This is a genomic window from Geodermatophilus sp. SYSU D00965 (assembly GCF_054050075.1).
Genome location: NZ_JBJGYQ010000020.1, coordinates 1 through 16,739 on the forward strand (window position 1 = coordinate 1; position 16,739 = coordinate 16,739).

Consider the following 16,739-nt stretch of genomic DNA (forward strand, 5'->3'; position numbering starts at 1 on the left):
GGGGCCCGCGCGCCCCCCCCCCCCCCCCCCCCCCCACTCCGACAGCTCAGATGCTGTGGACGTGCTGGCGGACGGCGGCGACCAGCTCCGGCGTGACGTCGGTCACGCCGTGGTCGTGGGCCGCGTGGCCGGCGACCTGGGCGAGGATGCCGCCCTCGTCGGCAGCGGTGAAGCGCGCGCTGCACCCGGGGATGACGTCGCCGCAGGCGAAGGTCTTCATCGTGGCCTCCTGGTTCGTCGTTCGGGCCGGGCCGCCCGGGTGGGCGCCCGGGGTCAGCGGGCGGCGGCGGCCGAGGCGAGGTCCTCGACCCGCAGCAGGCCGAGGACGGTGCCGGCCGGGTCGGTGCACAGGACCGGGTCGAAGCGGTGCACCGGCGGCCGGGTGAGCGCGCGCTGCAGGGTCTGGGTGACGTCGGCCGTGGGGTGCACGCGCAGCGACACCGGGGCGGTGTGGACCTCCGTGGTGCGCGGGTCGGCCAGCAGCAGGCCCACCGGCTCGCCGAGCTCGCCGACGAGCACCGCGGGCGGGACGCCGGGGTGCGTCGTCCCGACCTCGCACTGGCGCACCGGGCGCAGCAGGCTGCTCACGCTCTCGGTCACCCGCGCCCGGGCCACCTGCGCGCGCACCAGCCGGACCACCTCGGGGGCCAGCGGGGCGAACGCCGGCGCCGGGCGGCCCAGCAGCCAGCCCTGGGCCAGCGGGACGCCGAGCCGGGCCAGCGCGGCCAGCTCCCCGGCGGTCTCGACGCCCTCGGCCAGCAGCCAGGCGTCGATCCGGCCGGCGAACTCCCCCACCATCTCGGTCAGCGCGGCCCGGACCGGGTCGGTGTCGACGTCGGTGACCAGGGCGCGGTCGAGCTTCACCAACTGCGGCCGCACCACGGCCATCTGCTGCAGGCCCGAGTAGCCCGAGCCGGCGTCGTCCAGGGCGATCAGGGCGCCGCGGGCGCGGAGCTCCTCGGCCTGGTGGCGCAGCGCGGCCAGGTCGTGGACCGGCGTGTGCTCGGTCAGCTCGACGACCACCCGCCGCAGGTCGTGGCAGCCGGCGAGCGCGTCCCGCACCGGCGCCGCGCCGAGCAGGTGCGGGCTGACGTTGACGGTCAGGAACGTGTCGTCGGGCAGCAGCGGGACGGCGTCCAGCGCCTTGGTGATGGCCAGCGCCTCGAGCTCGGCGGCCAGCCCGCACTCGGCGGCGGCCGCGAACCACACGTCGGGGCCGGCGGTGCCGGGGAAGCGGGAGAGGGCCTCGTAGCCGGCGATCCGCGCGGCGGCGATGTCGACGATCGGCTGGAACGCCATCGTCAGGTCGTCGGGGTCGGCGAGCAGCGGCCGGCAGTCCGGCAGGGCGCTCGTGCGGGTGGCCGACATGCCGTCCCATCGGTCCGCCTGACCGGCCGCTTGACCGGTGGGACGCGGGTCTACCCCTGCGGAGGGAGCAACGCGCGTGGCACGCGAACGAGGGACCGTGCCGCTCCACGGCGGGCGGTCGTGTCAGCATGGTGCGTTGCGGCTCGCCGGTGAGTCCACTGCAGGAGGGAACGGGGGTCCTCGTCGCGATGGACGCCGCATCCCCGGGTCCGGTGCCCGACGCGCTCGCCGACCCGCACCGCATCGCCGCCGCCCGCCGGCTGGCGGTCGAGGTCTCGGGCCCGGCCGCCTTCGACCGGCTCTCCGGTCTCGCGGCGCGACTGCTGGACACCGGGCACGCCAAGGTCACCCTCTTCACCGACCAGGACACCGTCATCGGGGGCCACGGCCTGCCCGCGGGGGTCGTCGGCGGGCCCGCCCTGCTCACCGGGGCGCTGTCCGCGCTGGCCATCCGCCAGGGGGCGCCGCTGGTGGTCCCCGACGCCCGGGCGTGCCCGCAGGTCGCCGAGCTGCCCGCGGTCACCACCGGCCAGGTCGGTGCCTACCTCGGGGCGCCCCTGCTCGCCGCCTCGGGCCACGTCGTCGGCGTCCTGGCGGTGTACGACCCGGTGCCGCGGGTGTGGTCGGACGACGACGCCGCGCTGCTGCAGCAGCTGGCCGCCTCGGTGGTGGCCGAGCTGGAGCTGTCGGCCGTCCGGTCGGCCGCCGGCGCCTCCGCGGCCCGGCTGGACGTCGTCCTGGAGGCGGCCTCCATCGGCATCTGGGAACGCGACATGCGCACCGGTCTCGTGCACTGGGACGAGCGCTGCGCGGCGATCTTCGGCCTGGAGGGGGCCGTCGAGCTGGACTCGGTCGAGGACATGATGACCGAGCGGATCCACCCCGACGACCGCGAGGCGGTCGTCCAGGCCATGCGGGACGCGCTGGCCGGCACGGGGGAGTACCTGGTGGAGGCCCGGGTGGTCCGGGTCGACGGCAGCGTGCGGTGGACGGTGTCGCGCGGCCGGGTCCTGACCGACCCGGTGGGCCGGCCGGTGCGCGTGCTCGGGACGGCGGTCGACGTCACCGCGGCGCGCGAGCAGTCCGAGCGCCGGATCGCCGCGGTGCAGCGCGCGGCGGCGATCGCCGAGGTCGCCGCGGAGCTGGCCAACGCCACCCGGATCACCCAGCTGGCCGAGATCGCGCTGCGGGGTGCCGGGGTGCTCGGCGCGGAGTCCATCGGACTGGCCGTGTTCGACCCTCAAGACGAGAAGCTCTACCTGCACCTGACCCGCCGGATCGTCGACACGGTCGCCAGCGAGGCCGACGTCGAGCTGCCCGCCGGCGGCGTGGAGACGCCCCTGGACGACGAGCTGCCCACCCAGTACGTGGCGCGGCACGGCGAGCGGCTGCTGTTCACCGACGCCGCCACGGCCGAGGCGCGCTTCCCGCGGATGGCCGCCGTCAACGCGGTGCTGGGCACCCGGGCCCTGGCCGCGCTGCCGCTGCGGGTGGAGGGGCGGCTGCTCGGCAGCTTCATCGTCGTCTGGACCACCGACCACGTCTTCACCGAGCCCGACCTGGAGCTGCTGGAGGGGCTGACCGCGCAGATCGCGCTGACCGCCTCCCGGCTGCAGGCCGACGCGGTCCGGGCCGACGCCGTCGCCGCGATGACCGAGGCCACCGCCCGGCTGCAGCTGCTGGCCGACGCGGGCCGGGTGCTGTCGGGCAGCCTGGACATCACCCAGCAGGTCGAGCAGCTGGCCGACCTCGTCGTCCCCACGCTGGCGGACTGGTGCTGGCTGGTGGTCACCGACGAGCAGGGCCGGCTGCACCAGCTGGCCTCGGCACACCGCGAGCCGGCCCTGCGCGCCGAGCTCGAGCTGTACGTGCACTCGATGGTCGCGGTGATGACCGAGCACGCGGCCGCGCACGTGGTCACCCGGTCCGGGCGCCCGATGGTCCTGCCGCACATCGACCGGGAGCGGGTGGAGCGGGCCATCCCCGAGCCGGCGACCCGGGAGCTGCTGGTGCGGCTGGGCCTTGACTCCGGGGTGGTCGTGCCGCTGGTCGCCCGCGGGCAGACCCTCGGGGCGCTCGGGCTGTTCAACGGCCCCGACCGCGGGCCGCACTCCCCGGCCGAGGCCGAGACCGCGGTCGAGGTGGGCCGCCGGGCCGGGCTCACCCTGCACCACGCCCGCCTGTACGGCCAGCAGCGCGCCCTGGCCCAGGCCCTCCAGCACAGCATGCTCACCGCGCCGCCCGAGCCGGACCACTGCGAGATCGTCGTCCGCTACGTGCCGGCCGCCGCGGGGGCGGAGATCGGCGGTGACTGGTACGACGCCTTCCTCGAGGCCGGTGGCGCCACGGTGCTGGCGATCGGCGACGTGGTCGGCCACGACAGCCGCGCCGCCGCCGAGATGGGGCAGCTGCGCGGCCTGCTGCGCGGCATCAGCTACGCCAGCGGCGCCCCGCCGGCGCAGGTGCTGACCCAGCTGGACGCCGCCATCCGCGGGCTGGCGCTGGACACGATGGCCACCGCCCTGGTCGCCCGGCTGGAGCAGGACCGCGCCGACCTGCGGGCCGACCGCACCCGGCTGCGCTGGTCGAGCGCGGGGCACCCGCCGCCCGTGGTCATCGACCCCGACGGCGGGGTGCGCGTGCTCGGCGGCGCGCCGGCCGACCTGCTGCTGGGGGTCAAGCCCTCCGCGCCGCGTGCCGACCGCGTGGCCGACCTGCCCGCCGGCAGCACGCTGCTGCTCTACACCGACGGGCTGGTCGAGCGCCGCGACCGCGACCTCGACACCGGGACGGCCGCGCTGGTGGCCGTGCTGCGCGAGTCCCCCGGGCTGCCGCTCGTCGAGCTGTGCGACCGGGTGCTGGAGCGGCTGTTCCTCCCCGACGCCGAGGACGACGTCGCGCTGCTCGCCGTCCGGCTGCACCCGCAGGGAGAGCCGCGCCCGCCCGAGGCCGGCCCGCAGGTGGTGCCCGAGAGCGTCCCGCCCGCGCCGGAGGTGCACGCGGAGGCAGGCGCCGACCGGGACAGCTAGCCGCGGTCGCGGCGGCGCAGCTTGGTGCGCCGCAGCGGTCGCGCGGCGCGGGCCCGGACCAGCCGGCTGCGGGCCCGTCCCGGCAGGTCGACGGCGACCGGCGCCTCCCACCCCCGCCACACCGACAGCACCCGCAGCGCGGTGACCAGTGGGATCACCACCGCCGCCACCGGGAGGGGCCCCAGGCCGACCGGGCCGGCCAGCACCGTGAGGACGGCGGCGCCGAGCAGCGCGGCCACGGCGTTGTAGGGCCCCGGCTGGACGATCTCGGCCCGCTGGGCGAGCAGGACGTCGCGGATCACCGCGCCGCCGACCGCGGTCACCGTGCCGACGAAGACCACCGACGCACTGGGCAGGCCGGCGAGCTGCGCCTTCTGCGCGCCGATCACCGTGAAGAAGCCGAGCGTGACGGCGTCCAGGACGACGAGCAGCCCGGTCAGCCGCGACAGCCAGCCGGAGAAGTAGAAGGTCACCATCGCGGCGATGGCCACGGTCGGCAGGTACGCGGGGTTGGTCAGCGCCAGCACCGGGCCCTCGCCGAGCAGGACGTCGCGGATGAGCCCGCCGCCGAGCCCGCCGCTGACCGCCAGCAGCAGCACACCGGAGACCGCGAAGCCCTCGCGCGCCGCCAGCAGCCCGCCGGTCAGCGCCCCGACGACGATGGCGGCGAGGTCGAACGGTGCCGGCACGCGCAGCGTCTCGGCCGCCGCAGCGAGGATCTCCACGGCCCGGCATTCTCCCCGGGCCGATCGGCACGGCCGACGGTGACAGGGGTGCCCGGCGTCACTAGCTTGCGCAGCACACTCCGAATCCCGGGAGGTCGCCGTGCCCGTACGCCCGCCGGACGAGAACGAGGTGGCCGCCCTCGCGGCCAGCTACGGCATGAAGCCCACCGCCGAGGAGGTGGCCGCCTACACGCCGATCGTCGCGGCCTTCCTCAGCTCCTACGACGCGGTCGAGGAGCTCTACGCCGAGCTCGCCCCGCGAGCACCCACCGACCGGCCCAGCACCCGTCCGGCGGACGCCGACAACCCGCTCGGCGCCTGGTACGTGACCACCGAGATCCGCGGCGCGGCCGAGGGCCCGCTGGCCGGGCGCACCGTGGCGGTCAAGGACAACGTGGCCGTCGCCGGCGTCCCGATGATGAACGGCTCGTACACCGTCGAGGGCTACGTGCCCGCCGAGGACGCCACCGTCGTCACCCGCCTGCTCGAGGCCGGGGCCACGGTCGCGGGCAAGGCCGTCTGCGAGGACCTGTGCTTCTCCGGCGGCAGCCACACCTCGGTCACCGGCCCGGTGCGCAACCCCTGGGACCCCTCCCGCACGACCGGCGGCAGCTCCAGCGGCAGCGCCGCGCTGGTCGCGTCCGGGGAGGTCGACCTCGCCCTCGGCGGGGACCAGGGCGGGTCGATCCGCATGCCCGCCGCGTTCTCCGGCATCGTCGGCCACAAGCCGACCCACGGCCTGGTGCCCTACACCGGCGCCTTCCCGATCGAGCTGACCCTCGACCACCTCGGCCCGATGACCCGCACCGTCGCCGACGCCGCGCTGGTGCTCGACGTCCTCGCCGGCCGCGACGGGAACGACCCGCGCCAGCCGGCCGACCTGGCCCCCGAGCAGTACGCGGCCGCCCTCGGCGGGGACGTGTCCGGCCTGCGCGTCGGCGTCGTCGCCCAGGGGTTCGGCTGGGAGGAGCTCTCCGAGCCCGGCGTGGACGACACCGTGCGCGCCGCCGCCGGCCGGCTGCGCGAGCTGGGCGTCGAGGTGGTCGACCTCGACCTGCCCTGGCACCGGCACGCCCTGCACGTCTGGAACGTCATCGCCACCGACGGCGCGACGGTGCAGATGATCGAGGGCAACGGCTACGGGTGGAACTACGAGGGCCGCTACGACCCCGAGTTGATCGCCCACTACGGCCGCACGCGGCGCGAGGTGGTCGACCGGTGGTCGCCGACGGTCACCGCGGTGGCCCTGGCCGGGCGCTGGTCGCTGGAGCGGGAGCAGACCCGGCACTACGCGATGGCGCAGAACCTGGCGGTCGAGGTGCGCCGGCAGTACGACGCCGCGCTGGCCGACGTCGACCTGCTGGTGATGCCCACCGTGCCGATGGTCGCCCCGGAGATCCCGGAGCCCGACGACCCGATCGAGGTCCGGGTCGCCCGCGCCCTGGAGATGATCGTCAACTGCGCACCGTTCGACGTCAGCGGGCACCCGGCGACCAGCGTCCCGGCCGGGATGTCCCAGGGGCTGCCGGTCGGGATGATGCTGGTCGGACGCCGGTTCGAGGACACCACCTGCCTGAAGGTGGCGCACGCCTTCGAGCAGCTGGTCGGCGGCTTCCCCCGCCCACCGGCCCGCTGACGACCAGCTCCGTCTCCGCCGCCCTCCCTTCTCGCGTTGATCATGGGGTTGTCGCAGCCGACACGGCCGGACACGCCGCGGCGGCCGACAACAGCCCCATGATCAACGCGGAGGGAGGGTGGCCCCCTGCAGGGGGTCCTCGTCCTACTGAGCGGGCGGCACCTCGACCGAGGTCGCCGTCCCCCGGCGCGGCATGCCGTCGGGGCTGGCCAGGTCGTGGCGGTGCATCGCGTCCTGCCGCGCCGGCTCCTCGGTGAGGATCGCCGCCGCCTTCCAGTCCTCCGGGATGGCGAAGCCGTCGACCAGCGTGGCCATGTGCGGGCGCAGGTCCGCCAGCAGCGCGTTCACCGTGGCGGTCAGCGCCTTGGCCCGGGCCGGGGTGAGCCGGCCGTGCTCGAGGAACCAGCCCTTCTCGGCCTCGATCGTCGACAGCGCGTGGAGGTCGCAGAGGCGGTCGAGCAGGGCCCGGGCGCCGTCGTCCGTCGTCCGCTCGATGCCGGCCACGAAGGCCTCCAGCACGATCCGGTCGACGTGCGCCCGCGCCGCCTCGAGCACGTGGTCCTGGACGTCGTTGAAGACGTCGAAGGGCGCCATCCCGTCGGCCGCGGCGTTCCTGCGCAGCCGCCGGATGGCGCTCTCCAGCAGGTGCTTCTCGCGGTCCTCGAACACCTTGAGCTGCCAGCCGCGGTCCAGCAGCGGCACCTCGTCGTCCCGGCCGGGGACGGCGTCGACCAGCCGGGCGATCAGCCCGCGGGCCGCCGTCCGCTCCAGCACGGTCTCGCGGACCATGTCGGCGATGAACCCGACCCGGCCCCAGCCGTCGAGCGAGCCGAAGGCCTCGCGGTAGCCGGTGAGCAGGCCCTTGGCGACCAGCTGCATCAGGACGGTGTTGTCGCCCTCGAACGTGGTGAAGACGTCGGTGTCGGCCTTCAGGTGCGGCAGCCGGTTCTCCTGCAGGTAGCCCGCCCCGCCGCAGGCCTCCCGGCAGAGCTGGATGGTGCGGGTGGCGTGCCAGGTCTGCGCCGCCTTGAGGCCCGCCGCGCGCGACTCCAGCTCCCGCTGCGCCCGCTCGTCGACCTCGTCCGCGGCCTGGACGTCGTGCATCGTGCCCAGCAGCTCCTCCTGCGCGAAGGCGTACGCGTAGGTGGCGGCCAGCGCCGGCAGCAGCTTGCGCTGGTGCACGAGGTAGTCGTTGACGACCACCTCGCGGTCGGCGCCCGGGGCGGAGAACTGCCGGCGCACGTCGCCGTACCGGACGGCGATGTCGAGGGCCAGCCGGGTCGCCGAGGACGCCGAGCCGCCGACGCTGACCCGGCCGCGCACCAGCGTGCCCAGCATGGTGAAGAAGCGGCGGGTCTCGTTCTCGATCGAGCTGGTGTAGGTGCCGTCCTCGGCGACCTGGCCGTAGCGGTCGAGCAGCATCTCCCGGGGCACGGTCACGTGGTCGAAGGTCAGCCGGCCGTTGTCCACGCCGTTGAGGCCCGCCTTGGGGCCGGCGTCGGAGATGGTGACCCCGGGCATCGGGTTGCCCTGCGCGTCGCGGATCGGCACCAGCCAGGCGTGCACACCGTGCCGCCGGCCCTGCGTGACCAGCTGCGCGAAGACGACCGCCATCCGGCCGTCCTGCGCCGCGTTGCCGATGTAGTCCTTGCGGGCGGCCGGGTGCGGGGTGTGCAGGTCGAAGGTCTGCGTGGCGGGGTCGTAGGTGCACGTCGTCCGCAGCTGCTGGACGTCGGAGCCGTGCCCGGTCTCGGTCATCGCGAAGCAGCCGGGCAGGTCGAAGGCCATGATGTCGCGCAGGTGGGCGTCGTGGTGCCGCTGCGTGCCGAGCAGCTGGACGGCGCCGCCGAACAGCCCCCACTGGACGCCGGCCTTCACCATGAGCGACAGGTCGAGGAAGGCCAGCATCTCGACCGAGACCACCGAGCCGCCGGCGTCGTCCTCGCCGCCGTACTCCTTGGGGAAGCCCCGGCTGACCCGGCCGGAGGCGGCCAGCGTGCGGGCCGCCCGGGTGACCCGCTCCCGGGCCGCGCGCACGTCCTCGCCGTAGACCGGCAGGAAGTCGGGGTGGTGCAGGTGCTCGCGGGCGTCGCGGCGCACGTGCGCCCAGCGGCCGTCGAGCGCCTCGGTGAGCGCCCTCGGGTCGACGCCGGTCGGCAGAGCGGTGGTCACGGTTCCTCCTTGCGGGTCACCACGCCGGAGAGTCCGGCCCAGGCGAGGTCGGTGAGGTGGGCGGCGAGGTCGGCGCGGGGCATGGGCCGGTCGGCCTGCAGCCACCAGTCCGCGGCGGAGCGGACCAGGCCCACCAGGCCGTGACCCCAGGGCGGGGCCGCCGACGGGTCGCGGCCGGCGCGCTCCAGGGCGAGCGCCATCAGCGCCGCGGCCTGGTCGCCCACCAGGTGGGAGAGGGTGCTGATCGGGTCGTCGACCGGCCGGTCGACCAGCGGGTGCGCGACGACGAACCGGTAGACCTCGGGGTCGGCCTCCAGGAAGGCCAGGTAGGTCTCGACGGCGGCGGCGACCATCTGCCGCGGGTCGTCGGTGCCGGTGATGGCCTCCCGCAGCTTGGCGGTGAGGTGCCCGGCCACGCGGGCGCAGACGGCGACGTGCAGCTCGGTGCGGTCGGCGAAGTGCCGGTAGACGACGGTCTTGCTGGTGCCCGCCTCGGCGGCGATCTCGTCCATGCCGACGCCGGCGCCGTGCCGGCCGACCGCGGCCAGCGTGGCGTCGACCAGCTGCTCGCGCCGGGCCCGGCGGTGCTCGTCCCAGCGCGAGTCGCGCCGGTCACGGCGAGGCGCGGACGTTTTCACGGTACGGAAGGTACCTGATACCGTCGGTCCCGCACACCGCGAAGGGCGGAGACGCCCCTCCTCAGCGACCCGGAGGTCACCGATGGCTCCGCAGACCCGGAAGGCCGCGATCGTCGGCGGCAACCGCATCCCGTTCGCGCGGTCCAACTCCGCCTACGCGCAGGCCTCGAACCAGGACATGCTCACCGCCACCCTCGACGGGCTGGTCGCGCGGTTCGGCCTGCAGGGCGTCCGGGTGGGGGAGGTCGTCGCCGGCGCCGTCCTCAAGCACGCGCGGGACTTCAACCTCACCCGGGAGTCGGTGCTCGGCTCCCGGCTGTCGGCCACCACCCCGGCCTACGACGTCCAGCAGGCCTGCGGCACCGGGCTGGAGGCGGCGATCCTGGTCGCCAACAAGATCGCCCTCGGGCAGGTCGAGTCGGGCATCGCCGGCGGCGTGGACACCACGTCGGACGCCCCGCTGGCCATCCACGACGAGATGCGCCGGCTGCTGATCGCGCTCAGCAGCGCGAAGACGGTGCAGCAGCGGCTCAAGGCCCTCGCCGGCGTCCGCCCGGGGATGCTCGTGCCCGAGGCCCCGCGCAACGCCGAGCCGCGCACCGGCCTGGCGATGGGCGACCACGCGGCGATCACCGCGGCGCAGTGGGAGATCGGCCGGGAGGAGCAGGACGAGCTCGCCGTCCGCTCGCACCGCAACCTCGCCGCCGCCTACGACCGCGGCTTCTTCGACGACCTGGTCACCCCCTACCTCGGGCTGACCCGCGACCAGAACCTGCGGCCGGACAGCACGCTGGAGAAGCTCGCGACGCTCAAGCCGGTCTTCGGCGGGGAGCACGGCACGATGACCGCCGGCAACTCCACGCCGCTCACCGACGGCGCCTCCGCGGTGCTGCTGGCCTCCGACGAGTGGGCCGCGGCCCGCGGGCTGCCGGTGCTCGCCCACCTCGTCGACGCGCAGACCGCCGCGGTCGACCACGTGCACGGCGGCGAGGGGCTGCTGATGGCGCCCGCCTACGCCGTTCCGGTGCTGCTGGCCCGCAACGGCCTGACCCTGCAGGACTTCGACTTCTACGAGGTCCACGAGGCGTTCGCGTCCACGGTCCTCGCGACGCTCAAGGCGTGGGAGGACCCGGCGTTCTGCAAGGAGAAGCTGGGCCTGGACGCCCCGCTCGGCCCGATCGACCGGTCGAAGCTCAACGTCGCCGGTTCCTCGCTGGCGGCCGGTCACCCCTTCGCCGCCACCGGCGGCCGCATCGTCGCGACGCTGGCCAAGCTGCTGCACGAGGCCGGTCCCGGCAGGCGCGGCCTGATCTCCATCTGCGCCGCCGGCGGCCAGGGCGTCGTCGCGATCCTCGAGTCCTGAAGGAGCACCCCGTGAGCGACTGGTACCGCGACTTCGCCAACTCCGGTGTCGGGACGGCGGTCACCCGGCAGCTCGGGCTGCCCCGTCCGGCCGTGCTGCGCCGGTACGAGCCCGGCGCGCCGCTGCTGCCCGGGCCCGCGGTGGTCGGCTCGGCCGGGGCCGGCCGGCTGGAGAAGGCCCTGACCGGGCTGCTCGAGGACGCCGGCGTCCCCGTGCTCCAGGAGGCCGACGACCGGCGGCTCGGCGCGGTGCTGCTCGACGCGACCGGCCTCGCCGGTCCGGCCGACCTCGCCGCCGCGCACGCCGTCCTCGCGCCCGCGGTCAAGCGGCTGGGGCCGTCCGGCCGGGTGCTGGTGCTGGGCGACCCGCCGGCCTCGGCGGCCGCCCCCGCTCCCGCCGCCGCGCGGCAGGCGCTGGAGGGGCTGGTCCGGTCGGTGGCCAAGGAGCTGCGCAACGGTGCGACGGCGAACCTGCTGTACGTGCCCGAGGGCGCCGAGGCGTCGATCGAGAGCCCGGTCCGGTTCTTCCTGTCCGGCCGGTCGGCCTACGTCGACGGGCAGGTCGTCACGCTGAGCGCCGCCGACGTCCCCGCCGGGACCGGCGAGGAGCGGCCGCTGGCCGACGAGGTCGCGATCGTCACCGGCGCGGCCCGTGGCATCGGTGCGGCGATCGCGCGGGTCCTGGCGCGGGACGGCGCGCACGTGGTCGCCGTCGACGTCCCGGCCGCCGGGCAGGCGCTCGCCGAGGTCGCCAACGAGGTCGGCGGGACGGCGCTGCAGCTCGACATCACCGCCCCGGACGCGGCGGACCGGCTGATCGCGCACCTGCGCGAGCGCCACGGCGGGGTCGACGTCGTCGTGCACAACGCCGGCATCACCCGCGACAAGCTGCTGGTCAACATGGACGCCGACCGCTGGAACGCGGTGATGGCGGTGAACCTGCAGGCCCAGCTCGACCTCACGCAGGCGCTGCTGGACGCCGAGGGGGTGCTGCGGCCCGGCGCGCGGGTGGTCGCGGTCAGCTCGCAGTCGGGCATCGCCGGCAACCGCGGGCAGACCAACTACGCGGCGTCCAAGGCCGGAGTCATCGGCATGGTGCGGGCCTGGGCGCCGGGGTTCGCCGAGCGCGGGGCGACGATCAACGCCGTCGCCCCCGGCTTCATCGTCACCGAGATGACCGCGCGGATGCCGTTCGGCACCCGCGAGGTCGGGGCGCGGCTCAACTCGCTGCAGCAGGGCGGCCTGCCGGTCGACGTCGCCGAGACCATCGCGTGGTTGGCCCAGCCGGCCAGCGCCGGGGTCAACGGCCAGGTGGTGCGCGTGTGCGGCCAGTCGCTGCTGGGGGCCTGACGATGAGCGAACCGGCCCGGCCGCCGAGGCTGCCCGCGCTGTTCGCCCGGGCCGCGCTGAGCGCGCGCGGCCGGGGCGGCGACCTGCCCGACACCCGGCTGACCCGCACCGGCGTGGCCGTGGACCCGGCCGCCGTCGCCGCCTACGGCCGGGTCTGCGACTTCCCGCTGGCCGACGCGCTGCCGGCCACGTACCCGCACGTGCTGACCTTCCCGCTGCAGGTCGAGCTGATGGCCGACCGCGCGTTCCCGCTGGCGCTGCCGGGTCTGGTGCACGTCCGCAACCGGATCGAGGTGCTCCGGCCGATCACGCCGGGGGAGGTCCTCGACCTCGAGGTCTGGGCCGAGCGGTTCGCCCGGCACCGCAGCGGCGCCACCGTCGACCTGTGCGCGTCGGTCCGCGTGGACGGCGCGGAGGTGTGGCGAGGGCGCTCGACCTACCTGGCGCGCGGGGCGACGGCTCCCGACGGCGCTCCCGACGCCGAGGTCGACGTGACCGTCGGGACCCTGCCCGAGGGCACCATCCGCTGGCGGGTGCCCGAGGACACCGGGCGCCGCTACGCCAGGGTCTCCGGGGACGTGAACCCCATCCACCTGTCGGCGCTGACCGCCAAGGCGTTCGGTTTCAAGCGGGCGATCGCCCACGGCATGTGGGTGCAGGCTCGGGCGATCGCGGCGCTGTCGGGCCGGCTGCCCGACACGCTGGTGGCCGACGTCGTCTTCAAGAAGCCGCTGTTCCTGCCGTCGACGGTCACGCTGTCCGCCGCGCCCGTCGACGGCGGCTGGGACCTCGCCGTCCGCAACGCGACGTCCGGCTCCGACCACCTGCTGGGGACCGTCCGCCCGCTCTGACGGGCTTCCCTCGCCGATCACGGCGCCGTGCCCACAGCCGGAGCTCCCGGCGTGGTCCCGGCGCCGTGATCGCCGACCGGATGCGGGCGGGCGGCGGCTCCGCTGAGCTGGGGACATGGGCGCGACCGACCCGACCGAGCACCCCCGCCCTCTGCTGCGCCGGCCGTGGACCTCGCTGGAGGGGGACTGGCAGTTCGCCGCCGACCCCGACCGGACCGCGGCGCCGGGCAGCGTGGCCTTCGACCGCACGATCCGGGTGCCCTACGCGCCGGAGACCCCGGCGTCCGGCGTGCACTGGCAGGGTCCGCTGCGCCGGGTCTGGTACCGCCGTCCGCTGCCGGCGCCGGGCGGGGGCCGGCGCACCGTGCTGCACCTCGGCGCGGTCGACCGGGTGTGCGACGTCTGGGTCGGCGGCGCGCACGTCGCGCACCACGAGGGCGGGTACTCCCCGTTCGCCGTCGACGTCACCGACGCCCTGGGGGACGGCGCGGACCTCGTCGTCCGCGCCGACGACGACCCGGCCGACCTCGAGGCCCCGCGGGGCAAGCAGGACTGGCGGGACGAGCCGCACGGCATCTGGTACCCCCGCACCACCGGCATCTGGCGCACCCCGTGGCTGGAGCACGTCTCGCCGCGACACGTCGCCGACGTGCAGTGGCGCGGGGACCCGCTGACCCTCCGCGTCGACGTCCGGGTGGAGTTCGCCGTCCCGGTGACCGGCGCCCGGCTGCACCTGCGGCTGCGGTCCGGGGACCGGCTGCTGGCCGAGGACGCCGTCCGGGTCGACGGCGCCGTCGTCGAGCGGACCCTGCAGGTCGGGGACGGCGGCTTCGACGACCGCTGGGGCCTGCTGTGGGAACCCGGCAACGGCCGGCTGCTCGACGCCGAGGTCGCGCTCGTCGCCGACGACGGCGAGGTGCTCGACGAGGTGGAGAGCTACACGGCGCTGCGGTCGGTCGGGGTCGAGGACGGGCACTTCCTGGTCAACGGCCGGCCGACGCGGCTGCGGCTGGTCCTCGACCAGGGGTACTGGCCCGACACCGGCGCCACCCCGCCGGACGTCGTGGCGCTGCGGCGCGACCTGGAGCTGACCCGGGCGCTGGGCTTCACCGGGGTGCGGGGGCACCAGAAGACCGAGGACCCCCGCCACCTCGCCCTCGCCGACCGGATGGGCCTGCTGGTCTGGGCGGAGATGCCCTCGGCGCACCGGCCCGGGCCGACCGCCGCGGCCCGCCTGCTGCGGGAGTGGCCGGAGGTCGTCGCCGCGCACCGCGGGCACCCGAGCGTCGTCTCGTGGGTGCCGCTCAACGAGTCCTGGGGCGTGCAGGAGGCGTCGGTCGACCCCCGGCAGCGGGCGCTGATCGAGGCGCTGGCGGCCGCGGCGGGCGCCCTCGACGGCAGCCGGCCGGTCTCGGCGAACGACGGCTGGGAGACCGTCGGCGGGGACGTCCTGGGCGTGCACGACTACGAGCAGGACCCGGCGGTGCTCGCCGCGCGCTACCGCACCCGCGACGACCTCGAGCGCGCCGCGACCGGCCGCCGTCCCGACGGGCGCCTGGCCGACCTCGACCGCGCCGGGGCGGGAGGCCGCGCCGTCGTCCTGTCGGAGTTCGGCGGGGTGGCCCTGCGGACCGACGCCCACGACGACCGGGGGTGGGGCTACGCCGAGGCCCGCTCGCCGGAGGACCTGCTCACCCGCTACCGCGCGCAGTGGGCGGCGGTGCACGGGAGCGAGGCGCTGGCCGGTGCCTGCTGGACCCAGCTCACCGACACCTACCAGGAGGTCAACGGGCTCCTGACGATGGACCGGGTGCCCAAGTGCGACCCGGACGACCTGCGCCGGGCCACCCTCGGCGAGCCCTGACCGCGGCCCTCTCCGCGCCCCTTCTCCGCGTTGATCATGGGGTCGTTGCTCGGCGACACGCGGGTCCACGGCGTGTCCCGCGGCAACGACCCCATGATCAACGGCGGGGTGCGTCGCGTCACGGGCAGGTGACGATCACGCTTCCGACCTGCGAGGTCGGGCGGACGGGTCCAGGGTCGGGTACAGGACGCCGCCCCCGAGCCGCCCGGAGGTCCCCGTGCGCAGCAACCGACTCCTGCCCCTGCTCGCCGCCGCCGCGCTCGTGCTCAGCGCCTGCGGTGGCGGCGAGAGCGTGGACACCGGGGGAGGCGGAGGAGGCGGGGGCGACAACGTCCTCGTGGCGGCGGTGGCGGCCCAGCCCGACCAGTTCGACCCGCACGTCACCACGGCCTACCCCAGCTTCCAGGTACTGGAGAACGTCTACGACACCCTCGTCGTCCCCGACCCCGAGGACCTCACGATGGAGCCGAGCCTGGCGACGGAGTGGGAGACCAGCGAGGACGGGCTGACCTGGACGTTCACCCTGCGCGACGGGGTCACCTTCCACGACGGCAGCGAGTTCGACTCCGCCGACGTCGTCTACTCCTACCGGCGGATCATCGACGAGGAGCTGAGCAACGCCTACCGGTTCGCCAACGTCACCGCCGTCGAGGCACCCGACCCGCAGACCGTCGTCCTCCGGCTCAGCCAGCCGACGCCGAACCTGCTGGAGCGGATCGGCTCGTTCAAGGGGATGGCGATCCTGCCCGAGGGCGCGGCCGACCAGGTCGACCTGACCACCGAGGCGGTCGGGACGGGGCCGTTCCGGCTGGAGAGCTCCGACGCGAGCAGCACCGTGCTCACCGCCTACGAGGACTACTGGGGCGGCGCGCCGAGCGTCGACGGCGTCGAGTTCCGCTACATCACCGAGCCGGCCGCCGCGCTCACCGCGCTGCAGAACGGCGAGGTGCAGTGGACCGACAACATCCCGCCGCAGCAGATCGAGTCGCTGGAGGGCGACGACTCGATCGAGCTGCAGACGACGCCGAGCGTCGACTACTGGTACGTGTCCATGAACTACGACCGTCCGCCGTTCGACAACCGCGACGTCCGGCGCGCGATCTCCTTCGCGATCGACCGGGAGGCGGTCGCGGAGGCGGCGTGGTTCGGCGCGGCGCAGCCCAACCAGACCGCCATCCCGCAGGACAGCTTCTTCTACTACGACTACGCCCCGTTCCAGCGCGACCCCGACCAGGCCCGGCAGCTGCTGGCGCAGGCGGGCGTGCAGACCCCGCTGACGATGGGCCTGATGGTCACCGACGAGTTCCCCGAGACCGTCACCGCGGCGCAGGTGATCGCCAGCCAGCTCGAGGAGGTCGGCATCACCGTCGAGATCGAGACGCTGGACTTCGCCACCTGGCTCGACCGGCAGGGCCAGGGCGACTTCGACGCCTTCCTCCTCGGCTGGCTCGGCAACCTCGACCCGGCCGCGTACTACCAGGAGCAGCACGTCACCGGCGGGTCGAACAACTACCAGGGCTACAGCAACCCGCAGGTCGACCAGCTGCTGCAGCAGGGGGCCACGGCCACCGACGACGCGGCGCGCAAGCAGGCCTACGACCAGGCCGCCCAGCTCATCGTCGACGACGTCTCCTACCTGTACCTCTACAACCCCGACGTGGTGCAGGCCTGGGCACCGGGCCTGGCCGGGTACCAGATCCGGGCGGACAAGGCGATCAACTTCGAGACCGTGGAGCTGCCCTGA

12 protein-coding genes are annotated in these 16,739 nt (G+C 75.4%); 7 read left to right on the forward strand and 5 right to left on the reverse strand.

The genetic code is table 11. The features are described from left to right. Positions 1 to 46: 46 nt before the first annotated feature. Together ACI789_RS18115 and ACI789_RS18120 are read right to left on the reverse strand one after the other, a co-directional pair. Positions 47 to 220 carry a DUF1059 domain-containing protein gene (locus tag ACI789_RS18115; protein WP_457010759.1) on the reverse strand — a complete coding sequence of 58 codons (174 nt, stop codon included), beginning with the start codon at positions 218 to 220 and terminating at the stop codon, positions 47 to 49. A gap of 53 nt (positions 221 to 273) precedes the next feature. Then, entirely contained in the window at positions 274 to 1,368 is a 1,095-nt protein-coding gene (locus ACI789_RS18120) for an EAL domain-containing protein (RefSeq protein WP_457010760.1), read from the reverse strand. Positions 1,369 to 1,556: 188 nt separating this feature from the next. Here ACI789_RS18120 and ACI789_RS18125 point away from each other — a divergent pair, with 188 nt between their 5' ends. Continuing rightward, entirely contained in the window at positions 1,557 to 4,397 is a 2,841-nt protein-coding gene (locus ACI789_RS18125; protein WP_457010761.1) for a SpoIIE family protein phosphatase, read from the forward strand. Here the strand turns inward: ACI789_RS18125 and ACI789_RS18130 are convergent. After that, positions 4,394 to 5,122: a trimeric intracellular cation channel family protein gene (locus tag ACI789_RS18130; protein ID WP_457010762.1), complete on the reverse strand. Its 729-nt coding sequence runs from the start codon at positions 5,120 to 5,122 to the stop codon at positions 4,394 to 4,396. The genes ACI789_RS18125 and ACI789_RS18130 overlap by 4 nt on opposite strands. Positions 5,123 to 5,222: 100 nt before the next feature. Here ACI789_RS18130 and ACI789_RS18135 point away from each other — a divergent pair, with 100 nt between their 5' ends. Further along, a complete protein-coding gene (locus ACI789_RS18135) occupies positions 5,223 to 6,758 on the forward strand; it encodes an amidase (RefSeq protein ID WP_457010763.1) in 1,536 nt (511 codons plus the stop codon). A 144-nt stretch (positions 6,759 to 6,902) separates the two neighbouring features. Here the strand turns inward: ACI789_RS18135 and ACI789_RS18140 are convergent, their stop codons facing one another. Together ACI789_RS18140 and ACI789_RS18145 are read right to left on the reverse strand one after the other, a co-directional pair. Beyond that, entirely contained in the window at positions 6,903 to 8,930 is a 2,028-nt protein-coding gene (locus tag ACI789_RS18140) for an acyl-CoA dehydrogenase family protein (RefSeq protein ID WP_457010764.1), read from the reverse strand. Further along, a complete protein-coding gene (locus tag ACI789_RS18145) occupies positions 8,927 to 9,568 on the reverse strand; it encodes a TetR/AcrR family transcriptional regulator (protein ID WP_457010765.1) in 642 nt (213 codons plus the stop codon). The genes ACI789_RS18140 and ACI789_RS18145 overlap by 4 nt, the downstream gene beginning before the upstream one ends. Positions 9,569 to 9,650: 82 nt before the next feature. Here ACI789_RS18145 and ACI789_RS18150 point away from each other — a divergent pair, with 82 nt between their 5' ends. From ACI789_RS18150 to ACI789_RS18170, 5 genes are all read left to right on the forward strand, one after another. Continuing rightward, on the forward strand, positions 9,651 to 10,931 hold the full coding sequence (locus ACI789_RS18150; RefSeq protein ID WP_457010766.1) for an acetyl-CoA C-acetyltransferase: 1,281 nt from the start codon (positions 9,651 to 9,653) through the stop codon (positions 10,929 to 10,931). Positions 10,932 to 10,942: 11 nt separating this feature from the next. Next, positions 10,943 to 12,280 carry a 3-oxoacyl-ACP reductase gene (locus ACI789_RS18155; RefSeq protein ID WP_457010767.1) on the forward strand — a complete coding sequence of 446 codons (1,338 nt, stop codon included), beginning with the start codon at positions 10,943 to 10,945 and terminating at the stop codon, positions 12,278 to 12,280. 2 nt (positions 12,281 to 12,282) lie between these two features. Next, the gene (locus ACI789_RS18160) at positions 12,283 to 13,131 is read left to right on the forward strand and encodes a MaoC family dehydratase (protein ID WP_457010768.1); all 849 of its coding nucleotides are present in this window, start codon (positions 12,283 to 12,285) and stop codon (positions 13,129 to 13,131) included. A gap of 115 nt (positions 13,132 to 13,246) precedes the next feature. After that, the gene (locus ACI789_RS18165; RefSeq protein ID WP_457010769.1) at positions 13,247 to 14,995 is read left to right on the forward strand and encodes a glycoside hydrolase family 2 protein; all 1,749 of its coding nucleotides are present in this window, start codon (positions 13,247 to 13,249) and stop codon (positions 14,993 to 14,995) included. A 217-nt stretch (positions 14,996 to 15,212) separates the two neighbouring features. Further along, positions 15,213 to 16,739 (forward strand): ABC transporter substrate-binding protein, encoded by a 1,527-nt coding sequence (locus ACI789_RS18170; RefSeq protein WP_457010770.1) that lies wholly within the window; start codon positions 15,213 to 15,215, stop codon positions 16,737 to 16,739.

Bases quoted from the DNA above. Each gene is read 5' to 3' on its own strand.
- ACI789_RS18115 (WP_457010759.1), bottom strand. From the start codon at position 220: ATGAAGACCTTCGCCTGCGGCGACGTCATCCCCGGGTGCAGCGCGCGC.
- ACI789_RS18120 (WP_457010760.1), bottom strand. From the start codon at position 1,368: ATGTCGGCCACCCGCACGAGCGCCCTGCCGGACTGCCGGCCGCTGCTC.
- ACI789_RS18125 (WP_457010761.1), top strand. From the start codon at position 1,557: ATGGACGCCGCATCCCCGGGTCCGGTGCCCGACGCGCTCGCCGACCCG.
- ACI789_RS18150 (WP_457010766.1), top strand. From the start codon at position 9,651: ATGGCTCCGCAGACCCGGAAGGCCGCGATCGTCGGCGGCAACCGCATC.
- ACI789_RS18160 (WP_457010768.1), top strand. From the start codon at position 12,283: ATGAGCGAACCGGCCCGGCCGCCGAGGCTGCCCGCGCTGTTCGCCCGG.
- ACI789_RS18165 (WP_457010769.1), top strand. From the start codon at position 13,247: ATGGGCGCGACCGACCCGACCGAGCACCCCCGCCCTCTGCTGCGCCGG.